This is a genomic window from Epilithonimonas mollis, from assembly GCF_900142325.1.
In the GTDB taxonomy this organism is placed as follows: Bacteria; Bacteroidota; Bacteroidia; order Flavobacteriales; family Weeksellaceae; genus Epilithonimonas; species Epilithonimonas mollis.
The window spans coordinates 127,620-146,787 of sequence record NZ_FRAM01000003.1 but is presented as its reverse complement, the minus strand read 5'-3'; the positions used below and the strand labels follow the sequence as shown (position 1 = coordinate 146,787).

Annotated in this window: 13 protein-coding genes and 1 CRISPR repeat array (1 of these 14 running past the window's edge); of the genes, 8 read left to right on the top strand and 5 right to left on the bottom strand. The window is 37.3% G+C overall.

All coding sequences use genetic code 11. The features are described 5' to 3' along the window. A CRISPR array of direct repeats spans positions 1 to 4,127; the repeat unit is 47 nt; unit sequence GTTGTGTTGTATCTCAAAGATACGGAAAAATGAAAGCAATTCACAAC (it extends 2,465 nt beyond the left edge of the window). 70 nt (positions 4,128 to 4,197) lie between these two features. The 3 genes from BUA97_RS17030 to BUA97_RS12960 all read right to left on the bottom strand — a co-directional run bounded on the left by BUA97_RS17030 (position 4,198) and on the right by BUA97_RS12960 (position 6,268). Next, positions 4,198 to 4,368 (bottom strand): lmo0937 family membrane protein, encoded by a 171-nt coding sequence (locus tag BUA97_RS17030; RefSeq protein ID WP_139258318.1) that lies wholly within the window; start codon positions 4,366 to 4,368, stop codon positions 4,198 to 4,200. A 77-nt stretch (positions 4,369 to 4,445) separates the two neighbouring features. Beyond that, the gene (locus BUA97_RS12965) at positions 4,446 to 5,372 is read right to left on the bottom strand and encodes an endonuclease/exonuclease/phosphatase family protein (protein ID WP_139258316.1); all 927 of its coding nucleotides are present in this window, start codon (positions 5,370 to 5,372) and stop codon (positions 4,446 to 4,448) included. Further along, positions 5,360 to 6,268 carry a magnesium transporter CorA family protein gene (locus BUA97_RS12960; protein ID WP_072998919.1) on the bottom strand — a complete coding sequence of 303 codons (909 nt, stop codon included), beginning with the start codon at positions 6,266 to 6,268 and terminating at the stop codon, positions 5,360 to 5,362. Before BUA97_RS12960 ends, BUA97_RS12965 begins: the two co-directional genes overlap by 13 nt. A gap of 197 nt (positions 6,269 to 6,465) precedes the next feature. Here BUA97_RS12960 and ccsB point away from each other — a divergent pair, with 197 nt between their 5' ends. From ccsB to BUA97_RS12945, 3 genes are all read left to right on the top strand, one after another. Next, complete coding sequence (gene ccsB, locus BUA97_RS12955; protein WP_072998917.1) at positions 6,466 to 9,702, top strand: c-type cytochrome biogenesis protein CcsB; 3,237 nt, start codon at positions 6,466 to 6,468, stop codon at positions 9,700 to 9,702. A 114-nt stretch (positions 9,703 to 9,816) separates the two neighbouring features. Continuing rightward, positions 9,817 to 10,686, top strand: coding sequence for an SPFH domain-containing protein (locus BUA97_RS12950; protein ID WP_072998914.1), 870 nt, complete (start codon positions 9,817 to 9,819; stop codon positions 10,684 to 10,686). A gap of 19 nt (positions 10,687 to 10,705) precedes the next feature. Beyond that, on the top strand, positions 10,706 to 10,882 hold the full coding sequence (locus BUA97_RS12945) for an Arc family DNA-binding protein (RefSeq protein WP_317041421.1): 177 nt from the start codon (positions 10,706 to 10,708) through the stop codon (positions 10,880 to 10,882). Between the two features lie 23 nt (positions 10,883 to 10,905). Here BUA97_RS12945 and BUA97_RS12940 read toward each other — a convergent pair whose 3' ends face one another. After that, positions 10,906 to 11,763, bottom strand: coding sequence for a tyrosine-protein phosphatase (locus BUA97_RS12940; protein WP_072998910.1), 858 nt, complete (start codon positions 11,761 to 11,763; stop codon positions 10,906 to 10,908). 86 nt (positions 11,764 to 11,849) lie between these two features. Beyond that, a complete protein-coding gene (locus BUA97_RS12935) occupies positions 11,850 to 13,499 on the bottom strand; it encodes a peptide-N-glycosidase F-related protein (protein WP_072998908.1) in 1,650 nt (549 codons plus the stop codon). Positions 13,500 to 13,659: 160 nt separating this feature from the next. On the opposite strand from BUA97_RS12935, the gene BUA97_RS12930 reads away from it, so the two are divergent. The 5 genes from BUA97_RS12930 to BUA97_RS12910 all read left to right on the top strand — a co-directional run bounded on the left by BUA97_RS12930 (position 13,660) and on the right by BUA97_RS12910 (position 19,163). Beyond that, positions 13,660 to 14,589 (top strand): SPFH domain-containing protein, encoded by a 930-nt coding sequence (locus BUA97_RS12930; RefSeq protein WP_072998905.1) that lies wholly within the window; start codon positions 13,660 to 13,662, stop codon positions 14,587 to 14,589. A 97-nt stretch (positions 14,590 to 14,686) separates the two neighbouring features. Further along, positions 14,687 to 15,586, top strand: coding sequence for an ABC transporter ATP-binding protein (locus BUA97_RS12925; RefSeq protein ID WP_072998903.1), 900 nt, complete (start codon positions 14,687 to 14,689; stop codon positions 15,584 to 15,586). After that, entirely contained in the window at positions 15,583 to 16,431 is an 849-nt protein-coding gene (locus BUA97_RS12920) for an ABC transporter permease (RefSeq protein WP_072998900.1), read from the top strand. Before BUA97_RS12925 ends, BUA97_RS12920 begins: the two co-directional genes overlap by 4 nt. A gap of 260 nt (positions 16,432 to 16,691) precedes the next feature. Continuing rightward, positions 16,692 to 17,426: a tetratricopeptide repeat protein gene (locus BUA97_RS12915; protein WP_084081336.1), complete on the top strand. Its 735-nt coding sequence runs from the start codon at positions 16,692 to 16,694 to the stop codon at positions 17,424 to 17,426. Next, positions 17,427 to 19,163 (top strand): BatD family protein, encoded by a 1,737-nt coding sequence (locus tag BUA97_RS12910; RefSeq protein ID WP_072998897.1) that lies wholly within the window; start codon positions 17,427 to 17,429, stop codon positions 19,161 to 19,163. The last annotated feature ends 5 nt before the right edge of the window (positions 19,164 to 19,168 follow it).

The following is a 19,168-nucleotide window of genomic DNA, read 5'->3' as shown; positions in this document are numbered from 1 at the left end:
TTGTGTTGTATCTCAAAGATACGGAAAAATGAAAGCAATTCACAACACCAAAAGACCCGATTATCGCCCAAAATTGGTTGTGTTGTATCTCAAAGATACGGAAAAATGAAAGCAATTCACAACTTTATTCGTCGAAGTTGCAGGATTCACACTGTTGTGTTGTATCTCAAAGATACGGAAAAATGAAAGCAATTCACAACTTTCGTTCCAGTACGTCTGATAAATTATGAGTTGTGTTGTATCTCAAAGATACGGAAAAATGAAAGCAATTCACAACGAAAATGCAAGGGTTCAAATAAAAGAATTAGTTGTGTTGTATCTCAAAGATACGGAAAAATGAAAGCAATTCACAACAAAAACTGATAAAGTTAACATTGTAACGGAGTTGTGTTGTATCTCAAAGATACGGAAAAATGAAAGCAATTCACAACTGGAGGTGTGTAATAATAACCGCCCGACGTGTTGTGTTGTATCTCAAAGATACGGAAAAATGAAAGCAATTCACAACGGCTGTGGGTGTACATCGGATTTATCACTAGTTGTGTTGTATCTCAAAGATACGGAAAAATGAAAGCAATTCACAACGCTTACAATTGCTGACCCTGACGAAGATACGTTGTGTTGTATCTCAAAGATACGGAAAAATGAAAGCAATTCACAACAAGCTGGGCGCAGGCTCTTATAGACAGTAAGTTGTGTTGTATCTCAAAGATACGGAAAAATGAAAGCAATTCACAACCCGCAGATTCTTACAGCTGCATCAAAGGCCGTTGTGTTGTATCTCAAAGATACGGAAAAATGAAAGCAATTCACAACTATCGAAAGCAACATCAGTGAACTCTTTGTGTTGTGTTGTATCTCAAAGATACGGAAAAATGAAAGCAATTCACAACAGGGTTAGCGTGATGTTTTATTTACAGTTTGTTGTGTTGTATCTCAAAGATACGGAAAAATGAAAGCAATTCACAACAAATGCAACGAATTAAAGGACATCACGGATGTTGTGTTGTATCTCAAAGATACGGAAAAATGAAAGCAATTCACAACATCTGCTGAAAACTTTCTTGTAAAGAATACGTTGTGTTGTATCTCAAAGATACGGAAAAATGAAAGCAATTCACAACATATGAATCAAGAACCGATATCAGAACAGGGTTGTGTTGTATCTCAAAGATACGGAAAAATGAAAGCAATTCACAACACAGAAAGCGGACAAACGATTAAACCTCTAGTTGTGTTGTATCTCAAAGATACGGAAAAATGAAAGCAATTCACAACCTCAAACAATTGGAGGACAAAAATCTGTCTGTTGTGTTGTATCTCAAAGATACGGAAAAATGAAAGCAATTCACAACGACTACAAATATAGCGAAAGATACGGATGCGTTGTGTTGTATCTCAAAGATACGGAAAAATGAAAGCAATTCACAACTGGTGGCAATTTTCCCAGCACTATCGACTAGTTGTGTTGTATCTCAAAGATACGGAAAAATGAAAGCAATTCACAACCCATTTGGTATCTTCACCATTGTAGATTGGGTTGTGTTGTATCTCAAAGATACGGAAAAATGAAAGCAATTCACAACACTTAGCGTAGTTACGTAGTGGCCTATCTTGTTGTGTTGTATCTCAAAGATACGGAAAAATGAAAGCAATTCACAACGGTCCGTGTGGAGCTAATGTGTGAAAATCTGTTGTGTTGTATCTCAAAGATACGGAAAAATGAAAGCAATTCACAACTCAATTGAGGCATAGATTTGCGAATTTTGAGTTGTGTTGTATCTCAAAGATACGGAAAAATGAAAGCAATTCACAACAGATATATCATATAGCTGATCCATCCGACAGTTGTGTTGTATCTCAAAGATACGGAAAAATGAAAGCAATTCACAACTTCAACAACAAGTATAGAACCCATTGGTGCGTTGTGTTGTATCTCAAAGATACGGAAAAATGAAAGCAATTCACAACTGCGGGTCATTTGCTTAAAAGGTGGTACAAGTTGTGTTGTATCTCAAAGATACGGAAAAATGAAAGCAATTCACAACACTAATGAGTTATAATTGGCATTTGAAACCGTTGTGTTGTATCTCAAAGATACGGAAAAATGAAAGCAATTCACAACTATGGCTAAGAAGCGAGGCGAGGACGCAAAGTTGTGTTGTATCTCAAAGATACGGAAAAATGAAAGCAATTCACAACTTAATATCGGCGTAACTCTCATTAACGTAAGTTGTGTTGTATCTCAAAGATACGGAAAAATGAAAGCAATTCACAACGGTTAATTGTTACGCAAAAGTAGGTTTTATGTTGTGTTGTATCTCAAAGATACGGAAAAATGAAAGCAATTCACAACCCGGCAATTTGAGCAATTCCAACAGCCAGAGTTGTGTTGTATCTCAAAGATACGGAAAAATGAAAGCAATTCACAACCGAGGATGAATTTTTATTGAAAATTTACAAGTTGTGTTGTATCTCAAAGATACGGAAAAATGAAAGCAATTCACAACAAATAGAAGGTAATTCCATGTTTCCAACTTGTTGTGTTGTATCTCAAAGATACGGAAAAATGAAAGCAATTCACAACAGATAATTACACAAATTGCATTTCTAATTCGTTGTGTTGTATCTCAAAGATACGGAAAAATGAAAGCAATTCACAACTAAAGCTGCAACCAACGACATAAAAACTATGTTGTGTTGTATCTCAAAGATACGGAAAAATGAAAGCAATTCACAACAATTCCTGCATGAGTTCCTTCGTCAAATATGTTGTGTTGTATCTCAAAGATACGGAAAAATGAAAGCAATTCACAACTAGTTGGAGTGGATTTACATCAAAAGAGAGGTTGTGTTGTATCTCAAAGATACGGAAAAATGAAAGCAATTCACAACGACCTATTCTTGATAAAAACGACAATTGGAGTTGTGTTGTATCTCAAAGATACGGAAAAATGAAAGCAATTCACAACTAGTTGGAGTGGATTTACATCAAAAGAGAGGTTGTGTTGTATCTCAAAGATACGGAAAAATGAAAGCAATTCACAACGACCTATTCTTGATAAAAACGACAATTGGAGTTGTGTTGTATCTCAAAGATACGGAAAAATGAAAGCAATTCACAACTATAATCAATATCCGGAAGCTTAATCTTTAGTTGTGTTGTATCTCAAAGATACGGAAAAATGAAAGCAATTCACAACTCTCTCGATAATGCACAAAAAAAAGACTTAGTTGTGTTGTATCTCAAAGATACGGAAAAATGAAAGCAATTCACAACGTTTGGCTTCATATCCCATAGTACAACGGCGTTGTGTTGTATCTCAAAGATACGGAAAAATGAAAGCAATTCACAACAAAGTCATTATTGCAGATATTCAATGCAACGTTGTGTTGTATCTCAAAGATACGGAAAAATGAAAGCAATTCACAACGGGTGGCTGGGCTATTGTTTTAATTAATGCGTTGTGTTGTATCTCAAAGATACGGAAAAATGAAAGCAATTCACAACTTGATTTGATAATGCCCAAACTATCCATTGGTTGTGTTGTATCTCAAAGATACGGAAAAATGAAAGCAATTCACAACATGTGATAGATCATAACACTGAATATTTTTGTTGTGTTGTATCTCAAAGATACGGAAAAATGAAAGCAATTCACAACTGAAAGTATAGTATTCCCGGTCAAATACTGGTTGTGTTGTATCTCAAAGATACGGAAAAATGAAAGCAATTCACAACCGTTATCGCCACGATAAAGAACAATAAATTGTTGTGTTGTATCTCAAAGATACGGAAAAATGAAAGCAATTCACAACAAGCAAAGGGATGAGATGAGAAGCCTATTAGTTGTGTTGTATCTCAAAGATACGGAAAAATGAAAGCAATTCACAACGTTTTGAAGGATCTTTGACGTGATCGGTGTGTTGTGTTGTATCTCAAAGATACGGAAAAATGAAAGCAATTCACAACAAAGTTGGGAAGAAATGAAAGCAACTGATTGTTGTGTTGTATCTCAAAGATACGGAAAAATGAAAGCAATTCACAACGCTTCGGAAGCTGCAGACTTTGGATTGAGTGTTGTGTTGTATCTCAAAGATACGGAAAAATGAAAGCAATTCACAACGGTTAATCCATAAAACATTCAGCCTGCTCAAAAAACAGGCTAAATTATTTTTTCTGATAAGTAGTCGTTATCAATCCAAAGGCTTTCTGCCGGATATGATGTTAAACAATACCACTACAATGGCAATTACCAATAAAACATGTACCAGGTAACCGGTGCTCATTCCCGGGACTACGCCCAGCATTCCTAATAGCCAAACTACGATACAGATCGCTGCGACTAACCATAATAGACTTCTCATAATTTAATATTTTTTAGTGTGATTGATGTGATACTATCACATACTGTGCCTTTTTTCATTCACAGCAAAAAAAATATTTATTTATGAGAATCATGTAAGTGAAGCAATATCGGGAAATGGTCGCTGTAGCCACCCATGTACCGAGATCCGGAATAGGTTCTGGCAGGGAAGTACAGCTGTTGGTTGCCTTTATTACGTAGTTTTGTGTTGTTGTAGATCTCAGCTCCGATATATTTAACTGAAAAAACATCTGCTAAAGCCTTCTCCGTAAAAAGGATCTGGTCAAACAGAACCCCCTTCTTCCTGTGAAAACAGGAAAACCGGCCTTGACTGAAAAGTAATTCGAACGGATTTGACAATATCTGATCTTCATGATGTTTTTTCAGCAACTGTACGGATTCGTTATCAGGATTGTCATTCAGATCGCCCATCAGGATAATGGCTTCCTTCCTGTCATGGAGTTCTGAAAAAAGGATTTGCAGCTTTTTGCAGATATGATTCCGGAATTCTTTTTTAACATCTCTGTTTCTCTTTGACGGAAGATGCACAGCGAAGACATGAAATTTTTTTAAATTATATAAAAATACTGCATGCAAAACATCACGTGTCTCCAACGCCGGGTCACCTGTTGTAAACTTTAGAAACTCAGACTTCTGCAATTTATATTTCTCTTTATCAAACAGTAATGCCACGCTTAGTCCTCTGGAATCACCGGAAGATTGATAAATGATTTCGTAATGACGGATCGGAGAGGAACCATCAGTAAGATCTTCCAGCACGGACTTTGCGCCAATTTCTGCAAGGCCGATGATGGATGGCAGCCGTTGATAGTCCTCCTGAATAAAGCGGAAAACATTGTTGATCTTACGGATCTTCAGACGGTATTTGTAATCATCCCAGTTATGCAGCCTGGAACTAGGCCATCCTTCTTGATCAGGCGGATAGAGATTTTCCACATTATAGAACATGAATGTTTCCATGCCTGCCATTTCTAACCCTGCCACTTTTTGCGACGCATATAGATGAAGGTTACGATCACGATAACTGCCATCAGTCCCAGTGTATAATAATAGCCTTTTTTATGATGAAGCTCCGGCATATTATCGAAGTTCATCCCGTACACACCTGCAATAAAGGTGATAGGTAAAAAGTAAACCGAGTATATCGCCAGCAGTTTCATTACCTGATTGGCTTTCTGATCAGAAAGCGCAAGAAACATGGAGATGAGGTTGACGGTCTGCGCATTTACATGGTCAAAATCAGCGATGACATCTTTTTGTTTATCGAGAAGGTCCATCACTTCGACTTCTTCCAGCGCCAGTGTTTTGAATTTCGAGATCCATTCCCCGGAGATGTTAAGAATTCTGGTATTGAGTCCTGATTTTCTTTTCAGCTTATACAGCCTGCGGATCTGGTTCGTGTGGTTGGTATTTTTCAGAAAGATTTCGTTCTCTATCGTATCCATGATTTCCAGCAGATTACGGCTTTCATCATCAAAGGTTTTGATGATTCTTAATGCCAGCTTCAGAGCCAGGTGGTCTCTGGAGATACTGTCGGGGTTTTCCTTTTTCAGCTCTTCACAGACCTCGTGGATGCTTTTGCTCTTTGCCCTGTGTGTCGTGATGATCAGCTTCGGAAGCAAAAAGATGCCCAGCTTGCTGCTGATATCGCTGATATTGTTGAGTGTCCGCCTTTCCAAGTCAGTGGATTCCCTGGCCAGGAAAAATTTTACATCACCGACCTCTTCATACTTCGGAAGGTGATTGGGGTCTATGGTATCTTCCAGCAAAAGATAATTGATATGGTAACGCTCATTGAGAAACTGAAGGTCTTCTTCCGTTGGTGCGGTTACATCGATCCATTCCCAGTGAGTGGTTTTGTATTTCTGTTCGATAGGCATAGAACAAAACTAAATAAAATCTCAATATCAATATTAGTTTTTAAGACTTGATGGTCAAAATAATTTCCAATGATTCCGTTTGAATGGTATATTCTCAGCAGATCCTTCAAGATATAATCTAAAAAAATCATAAATAACTGTTTTAATTAGCCAAATCAAATTATCATCCTTATTTTTGCCGATCATAACTTTTCATAATGAAAAAGATTCAGGATATTCTTATTTCTACGCGAACGATGGCTGTTCTACTGCTGGTTTTCGCAATCTCCATGGCTGTGGCTACTTTTATCGAAAATGATTACGGAACACCGACCGCAAAAGCACTGATCTACGAAGCCAAATGGTTCGAAGCAATTATGTTTCTACTGATTCTCAATTTCATTGGAAACATCGGAAGATACAGACTCTGGAGACGGGAAAAATGGCCTGTTTTGGTATTCCACCTGGCTTTTATATTGATTTTTATAGGTGGCGCTATTACACGTTACATCAGCTTCGAGGGGACAATGCACATCCGTGAAGGTGAAACCTCCAACGAAATCGTTACTGATAAACATTTCTTCAAAATCAAAATCGAGGAAAAAGGAGAGCAGCAGAATTACCATGATGTGCCTTATCTGATGTCGCCGCTTCATCACGACTTTAAGGCAACTTATGATTTCTTAGGAAAAGAAAAAATCGTTGTGAAAACCCTTGATTATATTCAGAGAAAAAAAGACAGCCTGGTTGTTGATAATTCAGGGAAAGAATTCCTGCATTTGGTTTCTACCAGCGATATGGGCGGACGTCAGAATATCTATTTAGCCGAAGGCGAGGTTCAGAATATCAATGGAACTTTGGTGAGTTATAACAGAACGGCTATCGATGGTGCTGTCGAATTCCAGAAAAAAGACGGGCAGCTTTATATTAAAACGCCGACCGATGCAGCTTATATGACGATGGCAACACAAGCGACCGGTGCAACTGAGAAAGATGTGTTCCAGCCTTTGGTCTTGAGAAGTCTTTATACCATTGACCAATTGAAACTGGTAATTCCGGAAGGTACAAAACGTGGAAAATTAGTGGCTTATGAAGGCGACAAGCAAAAAGATAAAGATGTTCCGGATATGCTGAAAGTAGAAGTAGCAGGACCGAAAACAAAACAAATCGTTGACCTCGTGGTGGAAAGAGGAAATCCTAATAACTATAAGCAGATCCATATCGATGGTCTGGACATCATGTTGGGATTCGGGCCGAAAATTTATTTCACACAGCCTTTTGCACTTAAACTGGAAAAATTTGTAATGGAAACTTATCCCGGAAGTTCTTCGCCGTCGGCTTACGAATCTCACGTCAGAATCGTGGACGAAGGAAAGGAAACACCCTACAATATCTATATGAATCACGTTCTTAATTATAAAGGTTACCGTTTCTTCCAGGCAAGTTTCGACCCGGACAGAAAAGGAACGGTTCTGTCTGTAAACCATGACTTCTGGGGAACGTTGATCAGCTATATCGGTTATGGATTCCTGTTTGTCGGGATGTTTGTAACCATGTTCTGGAAAGGTTCCAGATTCTGGAATCTTAACCAGATGCTGAAAAATGTTAGCAAGAAAAAAACAGCAATGGTTCTTTTGATTCTGTTAAGTTTCGGAATCCGTGCGCAGGAAATTGATATGCATGGCAAAGACGGAAGCCACGAAGGTCACTCCCATTCTGCCGAAGCTAAGCCAGCGTCACCGAATAAGAATCCAATGGTTTTGGATGCGGACGAAATGGTGAAAAATATCACTATCAGCAAAGAGCACGCAGACAAATTCGCCTATCTTCTGGTTCAGAATTATGAAGGGAGGATTGTGCCTTCCAATACTCAGGCGATTGATATCCTGCATAAGTTAACCGGTCGTGCTTATTTTAAGGATTTGGATGCCAACCAATGGTTTTTGGCAGCGACCATTGACCCGATGTTCTGGGCTCAGGTCAACATTATCAAAATCGAAACTGCAGGTAAAGTAGGAAAAGACCTTAGAGCTAAAACAAAAGCCACTGACGAAGGGTATACAAGTTTAATCAAGCTGTTTCCTGCTGACAAAAATGGGAATCTCCGTTTTGTTTTAGAAGATGATTTTAATGAAGCTTTCCGTAAAAAAGCCTCCGAAAGAACAAGATATGATGAAGCGGTTATCAAACTGAATGACAAAGTACAGGTGCTGAACGGCATCATGTCTTACCAATATTTCCGAACAGTTCCTGTAAAAAATGATCCAAATCACACTTGGAATTCTGTAATGACACCTACTTTTGAAGCTGACGAAAATGCACAGTCGGTTCTGGGGCCTTATTTGTCAAGTGTTCTAATGGCGACACAAGGCGGAAGCTGGGCAAAAGCGGATGCGGAACTGAAAAAAGTAGAGGAATATCAGCAGAAATGGGGCAAAAATGTAGTGCCTTCCGAAACTAAAGTTAAACTTGAAGTTCTGATGAATACATTAGACATTAACTTCAAATTGTTGATTTTCTATACAATCATTGGAGGTTTGCTTCTGGTTTTAGGCTTTATAGAATTGTTCAGATCCGGTAAGATTCTTAATAAGGTTATAAAAGCAATTATTTATATCGGTGCAGTTGGTTATATTTTCCATTTCTTAGGCCTGGTAGCCAGATGGTACATCTCCGGACACGCACCTTGGAGTAACGGTTATGAGGCGATTATCTTTATCTCTTGGGTTGGTATTACCGCAGGATACGTACTTTACAGAAACTCAAATGCCCTGATTCCGGCCGCCGGTTTCCTGGTTGCCGTGATTATGATGGGATTCGCACACGGCGGTTCCGCACTTGATCCGCAGATCACACCACTGGTTCCGGTTCTTAAATCTTATTGGCTGGTAGTTCACGTGGCCATCATCACTTCGAGTTACGGATTCTTCTCATTATCGATGTTGATAGCGATGATTTCATTGATTTTCTATGTGATTGCCAACAAAGACACTTTCAAAAAGCATAATGATACAACATTGAAAGAATTAGCCATCGTAAGCGAGATGTCTTTGAATATCGGATTATTGGCTTTAACCATTGGGAACTTCTTAGGCGGGATCTGGGCCAACGAATCCTGGGGACGCTACTGGAGCTGGGATCCAAAAGAAACCTGGGCTTTCATCTCGATTATGATCTACGCATTTGTGATTCACATGAGACTGGTTCCGGGACTGAGAGGCAGATATACATTCCATGTAGTGACTATGTTTGCGTTCTGCTCAATGGTGATGACCTATTTCGGTGTTAATTATTATTTGTCAGGATTACATTCCTATGCAAAAGGAGACCCCATTCCTTTGCCGCTTTGGGTTTATATCAGTTTAGGTTATATGCTGGCATTGTCTGTTGCAGCTTGGTTCAAGTATAAAAAACTGAATGAAAAGCAAGAGAAAAGAACACAAGTAGAACCATAAGTTTTATCAGATAAAATTAATTAGCCGGACTTTTAAGAAGTTCGGCTTTTTTATTTTTTTATATTAAAATAAATAGTATATTTATGATATCAAATTAATATCAAATTAAATACTATGGAAAAAATTGTAAAACCTTTATCAGGCTTCTTAGCATTAGTCATTAGCCTTGTTCTTTTTGTGTTAAGTGCTTATCTTGTTATAAGCGGAGCCGACAATAACAATCCTGTTTCGTTGATTTTTGGCGTGCTTTCTTTTGTTGCATTTATCTTTTTTCTGAAAGGATTGATGATCATTCAACCGAATCATTCAAGAGTGCTTAGCTTTTTTGGTAAATACGTTGGAACAGTAAAAGCGAATGGCTTATTTTTCATTAATCCATTGTACTCAACACAAAGAATGAGTCTTCGTTCAGAAAACCTTCAGGGACAAACTTTGAAAGTGAATGACAAAATGGGAAATCCGATAGAAATTGGAGCTGTTATCGTTTGGAAAGTTGGTGATACATATAAAGCAGCTTTTGATGTGGAACGTTATATGGAATATGTAAGAATCCAAAGTGAAGCTGCGGTGAGACATTTGGCGGTAAGTTTTCCTTATGATAACCTGGAAGACGAAAATGCGGAAATAACGCTTCGTGATGGTGGTGACAATGTTAATCATATTCTTGAAAAAGAATTGACAGACCGGCTTTCAACTGCAGGAATTGTTGTTCAGGAAGCTAGAATCAGTCATTTGGCTTACGCTTCGGAAATTGCAGGTGCAATGTTACAGAGACAGCAGGCAACGGCGATTGTAGCTGCAAGAGCTAAAATTGTAGAAGGTGCTGTTGGAATGGTGGATATGGCATTGAAAAAACTATCGGCAGAAAATATTGTTGAATTGGATGACGAAAGAAAAGCTGCAATGGTAAGCAATCTAATGGTTGTTTTATGTGGTGAAAAAGCAGCCCAACCAATCCTGAATGCCGGAACACTTTATAATTAATCCAAAAAATAAAGTATTGATGAAGAAGAGTTTTGTTTTAAGATTGGATGATGAGATGTATAAATTACTGGAGAAATGGGCATCAGATGAATTCCGAAGTGTGAATGGACAACTAGAGTATATTATCAATCAAAGTCTAATCAATTCAGGGAGGAAAAAAAATAAAACGGAAAATAAGTCAACTGATAAAAAATAAAGCAGTCAATTTTGACTGCTTTTCTATTGTAAAAACTTCTGAATATAGATTTCTCTTCTCTCTTCTGAAATTCCCAAAGCCTGATGAATGTAATAGTCGATCGATCTATATTGTTGATCGATCTCATCAAAAGCGGATTGTAGGTAGTCTCGCTCTATCCAACCCGTTTTTTCTAAAACACCGATGTCTAATTTAGGATAGATAAAGTGTAAGTTATTGGCAAGCTTCAATCTTTTTTGAATGATTTTCTCACGAAGGTTGTTGGATTGTAGATATTCTTCAAAAATTACAGTATTATCAAATTTTAAAATTTTTAAAATCAAAGCTGTTATCATTCCGGTTCTGTCTTTTCCAGCGGTGCAATGATAAAGAATAGGATGACTAGAATCCAGAATCTCCGTAACTATTTTCTTAATCACTTCTGGGTTTTCAGAAACATAATTTTTATAGAATTGTGTCATTCTTTTGTCAGCATCCGCTTTATGAAATCGACCTTTTAAAACTTGCTTTTTTGCATCTTTTAGCGCTCCGTTTTCATCTTCGAAAGCAGGAAGGTTTTGATAAGAAATAAACTCTGGCAAATGGTCCGGTTCATCTGTTATCTCCTGATGCGTTCTCAGGTCGATTATTTTACTGATCTTCAATAATTTTATTTCATCAAAAGAAGAGTTCCTTAGTTTATGAAGATTCCCGCTTCTGTAGATCAAGCTATCCTTCAGTGTTTTTCCTTCAGCGTTTTTAATGCCTCCTAAATACCGGAGGTTATTAACCTTTTTTATTTTGATTTGATTTCTGTTGGAATAGGTTGAAAACTCTGCTTTAGAATGGTAGGTTTTACAGGAAACAATGGACAATAGAATAAGAAAGAAGAAATATCTCATTAAATAAGAACGCTTTTTCAAACTTAAATATTTTTTTGAATTAAATAAAAATTCCTGCTTAATTAGCAGGAATTTTAGAAACAAACTTATCGTTTTATGACTTTCTGTGTTTCGGAGCTGCCATCGGCAAAATCGATTTTCATCAGATAGATTCCTGAGGAGAATTTTGAGAGATCGATTTTATCCGAATTAGCTTCCGACACCATTTTCCCATCGATATTATAAATACCAACTTTACTCACTTTAGAATTAGAACTGATGTTGATGATATCTTTCACAGGGTTCGGATAGACAGAAGACTTCTTTACTTCGGTTTCGTTGGTGCCCAGCTTGACAACCGTGGAGTAGATGGGTCCGGTCCAAAGGCTGCTAATGTTCTCATTTGTACATTTTGATTTAACATACATCTCGTAGAGCCAGTTGAGAGTCAGGTTACTTTTGGAATCTGCAGGCGTATTTTCTATCTGGTGGATATCTTCATAATCAGTAGTGTAAACATTTTTTCTGGACCAGATGGTTTCCCATTGGTTGGCATTGCCATTCTCTTTCCAGGAGATATTGATAGCTTGCCCAATCTGGCTGGCAATCTTCAGTTCTGTCGGAGCTGCACAGATAATTTGCCCGCTTTTCTGATTCTGAATGTACATGGAAATAGGAAAATAACCTTGCCCGTCTTTGAACACTGCGTCCGGAACATTGATTTTGATGGTATGCGAACCTGCTGACAGATTTCCCAGATTGATTTCTCTGTTCGGAACTGCATCGCCAGGACACCAGTTATTCCAGTTCATCCAGTTTCTTGGTGGCTTTGCTACGGTTCCATAGATCCCGTTTCCTTGCGTATTGTATTGTCTGTAGTCTTCGCAGCTTTTTCCTCCGGGTTTATATTGGTGCACAACCTGATTGTCAAGATAAACAAAATGCTCTCTTCGTACATATTCTTCTCCGCCGGTGTTGGAACCATGATTGGAAGTGATCAGGTACAAAGTTACATTCTGTATAGGCTGGTCCAGTGTAAAATTAACAAGTCTTGTGGTCTGTCCCGGAACATCCGTTGCGTTATAATTATTCAGGTTCTGACGGTAAGAGAGCGGCAGGAAGAAATTATCGGCAGGAACGTAAGAACCGCTTGATACCAATTCAAGATTCCCGCGGAATACATCTGTTCTGTTAGCACAACCACTAACCTGAGTCTGGGCTGCAGCAGAATAACCATCTGCCCGGAATTCGATCCAAAAATCATAAACCGAGGAAAGAGAGGAATCATGTAAGATGTCAGAAATATTGTCTATCTGATAGCTGTAAGGAACCTGAGTCGGCGTTACGTTTTTATTCATGAAGGGTGTGATGAATCTTCCCATCTCTATACGCTTTATATCAGCCTGATTGTAGGTGTAAGCTGTGCTTCCTTTCGGAACTAGAACAAGATTCACACCTGCTATTCTGTCATAGTTATCACAAGCTGCAGTCAGCAAAATATTCATTTTCACACTGCTTCCGATCGATGCAATTTCTGAAGAGGTTAACTTTCTGGAAATAATATCCTGCTCATAAGCATGAAGGCGGATCGCCCCTGCCGGGATTTGCTCATATGCCTCAACAGGTAGTGTTTCTCCATCACCCAGATAATGGTACATGCTGTAAAACGGCACGTCGTTAAAAACAGAGATGTTCTGGGATTTGAAAATAGGTGCTAAAGCAAGACTTGCAATAGCAAAAAGTAGTTTCTTCTTCATATTAGATTTATTATTATCACAAATTTAAAAAATGTTTCAAAATAATGTGAATTTATTACTCTTTTTGATATTAATTTTTTAATTTATTATGGAATAATATTATTTATGATTCTGTTTTGAATTTTATTTTGAAAGCATTATCTTTAAAAAAATTTACATTATGATATTTATCTGGGTTATTATCTTTTTTGGTCTGATTACTTTATTGGCGTCTTTTTTTACTGTAAAGCAGGAAAGTGCTGCGATTGTTGAACGTTTGGGAAAATTCCTGACAGTGAGACATGCAGGTCTTCATCTGAAGATTCCTTTCATAGATCAGATTACTAAAAGAATGAATCTGAGAATCCAGCAGCTTGATGTCATCATCGATACAAAAACATTGGATAATGTTTTCATTAAAATGAAAGTTTCTGTTCAGTATCAGGTTATCAGAACACAGGTTGGGGATGCTTATTACAGACTCGAAAATCCGGAAGCACAGATCACTTCTTTTGTTTTCGACGTTGTAAGAGCAGAAGTTCCAAAAATGAAGCTGGATGATGTTTTTGTAAAAAAAGATGATATCGCTGTGGCTGTAAAAGGCGAACTTCAGGAAGCTATGAACAGCTATGGTTATGATATTATCAAAGCTTTGGTTACTGACATAGATCCGGATGAGCAGGTAAAACATGCCATGAACAGGATCAATGCTGCCGAGCGAGAAAAAACTGCTGCTGAATATGAATCTGAAGCGCAAAGAATAAGAATAGTTGCCGTTGCAAAAGCTGAAGCCGAATCTAAAAAGCTGCAAGGGCAAGGGATTGCGGATCAAAGAAGAGAGATCGCCAAAGGTCTTGAAGAATCAGTGAAAATGCTGAACAGCGTTCAGATCGAGGCACACGAAGCCTCGGCTCTTATTGTAGTGACTCAGCATTATGACACCCTGCAATCCATTGGTGCAAACAACAGATCTAATCTCGTCTTGCTTCCAAATACGCCAACTGCTGCCAGCACAATGCTGAATGATCTTGTTGCTGCAATGGCTGTTTCTAAGAAAATTGATGATGTGGATACTTCCAAGCCTAATAAGCAAAATCCAAAGTTTTTATAAATTCTAAAGCCTGATTTTTCAGGCTTTTTTTATTTTATCTTTTCGATTACATGTAACTATTTTCCGATTCCTCATACTAGTATTAAAAAAATATCAGATGGAAAAAATTCTGGAAGTAAAAAACTTAACCAAAAAATTCAAACAGATTGCGGTTAACAATATTTCCTTCGATGTAGAAAAAGGTAATGTCTATGGCCTTTTAGGCCCTAACGGAAGTGGAAAATCCACGACTTTCGGCATGTTGCTTTCTACAATTAATCCGACTTCCGGCAGCTGGAAATGGTTCGGAAAAGAAGGAACAGATACAGATTCGCTGAAAAAAATCGGTGCGATCATCGAACAGCCTAATTTTTATCCTTATCTGAGTGCCGAGAAAAACCTTGAAATTGTTGCAACGATAAAAGGCGTTTCAATTAACCGGATTGATGAGGTTTTGGATGTTGTCAATCTTCTGGCCAGGAAAAAAGATGCATTCAAAACATATTCCCTGGGGATGAAGCAGCGTTTGGCAATTGCCTCGGCTTTACTCGCAAAACCTGAAGTTCTGATTCTGGACGAGCCGACGAACGGACTGGATCCGGAAGGGATCATACAGATCCGGGATATTATCAACAAGATTGCCAAATCCGGAACTACAATTATCGTTGCAAGCCATCTCCTGGACGAGATCGAAAAAATATGCTCGCATGTTATCGTTCTCAAGCAGGGGACAGCGATCTATTCCGGTTCTGTGGATGCTATGAGCAATACAAAAGGATTTTTTGAACTGAAAGCGGATGATAAACAGGTCCTGATTTCGGCGTTAGAATCTTTTGGCGTTTTTTCATCCGTAAAAGATCATGGGAATCTAATTATTGCGCAGATTTCTGAAGATATTTCTGCTTCGGAACTTAACAAAAAATTATTTGAAAAAGGAATTTCACTTTCTCATCTTCAGAAGAAAAAAGAAAGTCTGGAAACACAATTCCTGGAACTTGTAAAACAGAATAACCTATGATACGCCTTTTAAAATTAGAATACCTCAAAAATCTGAATTACAATCCATTCAGGATATTCGCAGGATTGTATTTTGTTATACTTATACTGCTGTTATTGATAGGATTAATTGATTTTGATTTTGCCGGAATCAAGATCAATCTGAAAGAGCAGGGGATGTATGATTTTCCACGGATCTGGAATTTCACAACGTATATTGTTGGCCTGCTGAAGATTTTTCTTGGCTGTATCATTGTGTTTTCTATATGCCAGGAGTTCAGTAACAGAATGTTTAAACAAAACATAATTGACGGGCTGAGCCGAGAAGAATTCATTGCATCCAAATTACTCACGATAGTAATTTTCACAGGATTCTCAACTTTGGTTGTTTTCATCACTACTTTTATTTTAGGAAAAAGTTATTCCTCGACTCAGGAAAATGCACTGATTTTTAAAGAGATTTATTTTATCTTTAATTATTTCCTGAAGCTGTTTACTTTTTTTTCTTTTCTGATGTTTCTCTCTGTTCTTTTCAGAAAGTCGATTTTTGTATTCCTTGGATTTTTTATGTTTTCGGTAATCGAGGGAATATTAAAATTTTTAGAAAGAATATCATTTATAACTAAGGCTCAAAACCCGGTCGAAAGAGAAAAGCTGGAAATGAACCATCATTTTATTACAGACTATCTTCCGTTAGAAAGCATGTCCGATTTAATTCCCAATCCTCTCATAAGAACTAAAATGGCAGAACTAATCGGAATGGAATTCAAGTTTGAATACCCAATCGCAAGTGTTGTTTCCTGTATAATCTGGTCAATTATTTTTATTAGTGGAAGTTATATGATTCTAAAAAAGAAAGACTGGTAGAAATTACTTTAAATACAATATTTTAAGATATTGATTTATAATATTTAAATTTATTTATTTAAAGTTATTTTTAGATTTTATTTTATTTAAACTACATTCAAATAAAAACCATTGGACTATTTTCAATGGTTTTTTGTTGCGTTTTGTAGAATTATATCTACAAAAAATCCTTGTTTTAAGGCGTTTATATAAGATTTATTTAACCCAATTTTAACTTTTAAAGTATTGATTTTAACAATAAAACGGATAATTTTGTAGCAATGGATTTTAGATTTATTTTACTCGCGACATACTTTGTTTTTTCTTCCCAGATTTTGATGGCACAGAAAAGTTACAATGCACTTGTTTACGAGGGGAATAAAAAATTCGATGCAAAAGAATACAATGCAGCATCCGGTAAATATCTGGAAGCCATAGCTGAGAAAAGTGGAAGTTACACAGCGCATTATAACCTGGGAAATTCTCTTTATAAAAGTAAAAAATATGAAGAAGCATCCGCGGAATATCAAAAAGCAACAAAACTGACGAAAAGCAAATACGAAAAAGCAGCAGCACTTTATAATCTGGGAAATGTCTCTATGCAGTCCAACAATGCCGAACGGGCAGCAGATTATTATAAACAGGCACTGAAACAAGATCCATACAACGAAGCTATCCGTAAAAACTACGAAATCGCAATGTTGAAAAACAAGGAAAATAAAGAAAAGCAAAAGAAGGATCCCAACAAAGGAAAAGGCAAGGGTAAAGATCAGAAGAATCATGATGAGGCTGGGAAAGGCAATCAGAAAAAGGATCAGCAAAACGGACAGGGCGATCAGAAAAAAGGAGAAAGTCAGGGAAAGCCGGATCAGCCAAAAAAAGAGGAAAATAAAATCCCAGAAGAAGCAGAAAAAATGATTTTGCGAGAGATAGAAAACCGCGAGAGAGAAACTGCAAGAAGAATTTTAAATAAAAGAGCCAATTCGATGCCCCAAAGCAACGAAAAAGATTGGTAAATGATAAGAAAAAATTTATACATATTATTCCTGCTGGCATCGGTTTATTCGTTTGCTCAGGTTAATCTTTATTCTGAGGTTAACACGAAAGAGGCGCGTGTCAATAATCCATTTGTTTTTACTGTTGTTTTAGAAATTTTTGGAGAAGATCTTATTCAGGAGACGCCTATAAAGCTTCCGGACTTTTCAAAATTTGATTATGCTGTTTCTTCAGAACAGAGCACTTTCATAGATCCCATTAAGAAAATACGAATCAACCAGATTGTCTGTCAGATTTCTCTGGATCCGAAACAGCCAGGTAATCTGCGTGTCGGATCTGCGCTGGTACGTGTAAACGGAAAGGTTTATAAAACCGAGCCTATCGACGTGTTGGTAAAAGAAGCCGAGAAAAAACCGCTTGCAAGCCAGAATCCATCGAAAAACATGTATCTGAATATGCAGGTCTCTGACAAAGAAGTTTACAAAAATGAACCCGTCATAGGAATTATTAAAGCATATTCCAAAAATATTTCCGGTTTTCGCCACTTGGAGCCTGCTAAGTTTGAGCCAACAAAAAATTTTGTCATTCGGTCCATTGCAAATTTTGACGAATCTATCGAAGAGACTGACAATGATTTTTCTTCCCAGATCGTAGCTATGTTTGTCATTATCCCAAAAGTGACAGGTTATGTGGAAGTTCCGCCTGCTGAGATTCCTTTTAAAAATCATAAAAATACGCTGGTTTCCAACAAAGTTAAAATCAATGTGAAGAAATTGCCGGAAGGCGCTCCTGCAAATTTCAATAATGCCGTTGGAAAATATGATGTAAAAGTAGAATTGATTGATAAGAATAAAGAAAATTTCGAAATCAATAAAGCGTTTAATATCAGCGTGAAAGTCAGCGGAAGTGGAAATCTTTCACCGTCGATTTTACCCAAAATTCTGCCTTCTGCAGATTACGAAACCTTTGAGCCCAAGATTATTAATAATTCGTTGGCGACTAAAGACGGACTGGAAGGAGATATCGAAGCGCAGTATGTGATTATTCCAAAGAAAAGAGGTGATCTGAAAATTGCGATTGAGGATTTTTCTTACTTTGACCCGAAAGAAGAGAAATATATGGAGATTGCATCAAGATATCTATTACTGAATACCGTCAATGCTCAGGATATTGCCAACGCAAAATCCACGCTTCAGAAAGTTAATGAATATACAAACAATGTTCTTGATAGAGTCGACTCGCCTGTTATGAATACCAAAAAGCTCAAAATTGAAGAGCATAAAACGGTGAACTGGTACGGAATTATCGGTAATCTGCTGATCGTGATCTTTGGTTCAGTTTTTTTTGGTTTTATATTTAAAAGATATAAAGAAAAAAAGAAAAAAGAGGCTGAGAAAAAAAATCTGCCGATTGCACCGATTGTCAATATCGAGGAAACCGAGGCGTTGCTTAGAAATAAAAAGAAATTCGATACCGAATCTTACTTTATTTATCTCCAAAAAATTCTGGAAGAGAATGATTCCGCAAAATTTTTCCAGGCTTTTGAAGAACTTAAAAGTGATGCAGATCGCTATTGTAGAGATCATTACTCCAAATCATTTGCAGACTATCTCCAATCCGATTTTGGAAATACTTACACTGAAAAATATGATCAGTTAATTACTATGATCACTGTTGAAAGGTATTCGCCTTTTTCATCAAAAGAAAAACAAATAGAACTCTTTGATGAAATAAAAGAAGTCTATAAATGTCTTTAAGAAAT